2 protein-coding genes and 1 pseudogene are annotated in these 2,863 nt (G+C 75.5%); 2 read left to right on the top strand and 1 reads right to left on the bottom strand.

What is annotated here, in order from left to right; translation table 11 throughout:
• Window positions 1–77 precede the first annotated feature (77 nt).
• Window positions 78–1,313, bottom strand: a complete 1,236-nt coding sequence (locus VIM26_RS21590) for a DUF3866 family protein (protein ID WP_331955113.1) — start codon at window positions 1,311–1,313, stop codon at window positions 78–80.
• Between the two features lie 116 nt (window positions 1,314–1,429).
• On the opposite strand from VIM26_RS21590, the gene VIM26_RS21595 reads away from it, so the two are divergent.
• Together VIM26_RS21595 and VIM26_RS21600 are read left to right on the top strand one after the other, a co-directional pair.
• Window positions 1,430–2,482 carry a helix-turn-helix transcriptional regulator gene (locus VIM26_RS21595; protein WP_331955115.1) on the top strand — a complete coding sequence of 351 codons (1,053 nt, stop codon included), beginning with the start codon at window positions 1,430–1,432 and terminating at the stop codon, window positions 2,480–2,482.
• A pseudogene (locus tag VIM26_RS21600) lies at window positions 2,475–2,863 on the top strand (WYL domain-containing protein); the annotation flags it as partial. The gene VIM26_RS21595 and the pseudogene VIM26_RS21600, both read left to right, overlap by 8 nt.

Consider the following 2,863-nt stretch of genomic DNA (forward strand, 5'->3'; position numbering starts at 1 on the left):
GTCCTATAGGACGTCAACGCTCGGACGTTGCGGGTGGAGAGGTTGAGCCGCGCGCCGGTCGCGGGGCGGTGGCGCGCTCAGCTGTCGCCGGCGAGCAGCCCGACGGCGTGTGCGCCGGCGGCCGCGGCCGCGAGGAACGCCGCGGGGTCCGCGTCGAGCCCGCGCCCCATGGTCGAGAGCTTGACCGGGGTGTCCGCGAGCGCGCCGAGCAGGTCCGCCCCGGCGTCGACCGGGACGAGCCGGTGCCGGCCGTCCGGCGCGCCGAGCGCGAGCGCCTGCAGCTGCACCCGAGCACCCAGGTCCGCGAGGTCGCCGTCGAACGAGGGGACGACGACGTCGGCCGGCGCGAGCGCCACCCGGCCGTACGCGGTCAGCGAGTGGTGCGAGATGCCGAGGTGCCGCTCGCGCGCATCGGCGCCCGACACCCGCAGCGCGGCGACCGGGCGTCCGCCGAGCGTCCCCGCGGCGTTCACCGCCTCGCCCGCGGCGACGCCGGAGAACCCCCACTTGGTGCCGGTCCCGAGGTTCCCCGGCCCCTGCGCGACGACGACCAGGTCGGCCCCGACCACCAGCCGCGCGGCGAGCAGCGCGGTGTGCACCGTGACGGCCTCGAGGTCCCCGCCGAACGCCTGGCCCGCGGTGAGGCAGGACGTGATCCAGCCGGCGTCGCGCAGCGCGGAGACGTTCCGGGAGAACCACGCCGGCAGCGCGCCGCCGTCGGTCATGACGTAGGCGACCTTCGGGGCCGGGCGGCCCGCGAGCGCGGCGGCGTGCCGCGCCCCCGCGATGACGGCCGGCAGCGCGGAGTGCAGGTCGGCGACCACGACCGGCAGGCCGGCCAGGTCGTCGGCGTCGCGCAGCGTGGCGTGATGGGCGGACTCCTGCTCGTCGACCCCGAGCACGAGTGCCTGCAGCGGGGTGTACCGCGCCTTGACGAGGTGTCCCGGCCCCGGCTGGGGGTCCCTGGGCAGGGCGTCCGGGAGCGCGACGACGAGGCCGTAGCCGCCGGTGCCGAGCCCGCGGGCGAGCGCGGAGACGTTGAGCAGCACCCGGTCGTCCACCTGGGGGTTCCCGACGAGCTCGGGATAGGCGAGAGCGCGGACCTCGGTGCCGTCGGGCAGCACCTCCGGGGGGCGCGGCTTGCCGTTGCCGAACTGCTTGTCGATCGTCGCGTAGGCCGCCGCGATGGCCGCCGCCTGCGCCGCCGTGGGCTTCTCGCCGTCGCTCCAGGGCCCGAGCCGCACCCGTACCTCGATCGCTCCGGACCACGCCGCCTTGCGCGACACCACAAAACCTTCTCGCCAGGTAATCACCGCATCACGCTACCGGCCCCCACCCGCCCCGATTTCCCAAGCCCAGGTGAGGGTTGTGGGGGAGTCGGGGGGCAGAGAGGGCTCGTGGCGGGGCTCGGCCGACTAGCGTGGTGCTGATGCCTGTACAGACCCATCCCGCCGAGCGGCTGCTCAACCTCGTCATCGCCCTGGTCAACACGGCCGGCAAGCTGACGAAGGAGCAGATCCGCTCCACTGTCGCGGGTTACTCCGATGCGCGGACCAACGACGCGTTCGAGCGCATGTTCGAGCGGGACAAGGGTGCGCTGCGCGAGCTCGGGATCCCGATCCTGGTCGTCGCCGGCAGCGGGCACACCGAGGACGTCGGCTACCGCGTCGACCAGGAGGCGTACGCGCTGCCCGCCATCGAGCTCACCGCGGGCGAGCTCGGCGTGCTCTCGCTCGCGGTCCAGTTCTGGCAGGACAAGTCGCTGCGCACCGACGCCGCGCGCGCCCTGGCCAAGCTCCGCGCGGTCGGCACGGCTCCGGCCGGCACGGACCTGGTCGCGGGCCTCGCCCCGCGCGTGCGCGCCGCGGGTGACACCTTCGGGCCGCTGCTCGACGCCGTCCAGGCGCGCCAGGCGGTCACGTTCACCTACCGCGCGGCGAACACCGGTGACGTCCGCGAGCGCGTCGTGGAGCCGTGGCGGCTGCTCGCCCGGGGCGGCGGCTGGTATGTCGTCGGGCGCGACCGGGACCGGGATGCCCCGCGCTCGTTCCGGCTCAGTCGCATCGAGGGTCGCGTGCGCCCGCTCGGCGAGCCCGGTTCGTACCAGATCCCGGCCGACCTGGACGCCTCTGCCGTGCTCGGGAGCCGGTCGAACGACCCGGTTCGCGTCGCGACCCTCGCCCTGTGGCCCGAGCGCGCGAGCGCGCTGCGCTCGCGCGCCGTCTCGTCCGAGGTTCCCGCCGGCACACCCGACGCGCCCGACGACGTCGCCGAGGTGGCGCGGGCGGTCCCGCTGCTCGCGCACCGCGACGTGGTGCGGGTCTCGTTCACCGGCACCTCCGACCTGGCCGACGAGGTCGCCGGGTACGCCGACGCCGTCGTCGTGCTCGCACCACGCGACCTGCGCGAGGCCGTGCTGCGACGGCTGCGCGCCGCCGCCGCGCTGGACGCGGCACCCACCCCGGGCGGCTCCGATGGCTGAGCGCGCGAGCGACCGGCTGCTGCGGATGCTCGGCATGATCACCTACCTCGACCGGCAGGCCGGGGTGCCGGTCGAGCGGCTGGCCGACCAGTTCGGGGTGAGCACGCGCCAGGTCGTGGCTGACATCGACACCCTGTGGGTCACCGGCACCCCCGGGTACTGGCCGCACGACCTGATCGACTTCGACGCGGCGTCGTACGACGAGGGCGTGGTCCGCCTCGTCGAGTCGCGCGGCATGACGCGCCCGCTGCGCCTCGGCACGCGAGAGGCCGTCGCGCTCATCGCCGCGCTCCGGGCCATGCGCGCCGTCCTGCCGCCGAGCCTCGACTCGGCCCGTTCGGCGGTGCTCACGTCGGTGCTCGACAAGCTGACCGCCGCGAC

Source organism: Pengzhenrongella sp., from assembly GCF_036565025.1.
Classification (GTDB): domain Bacteria; phylum Actinomycetota; class Actinomycetes; order Actinomycetales; family Cellulomonadaceae; genus Pengzhenrongella.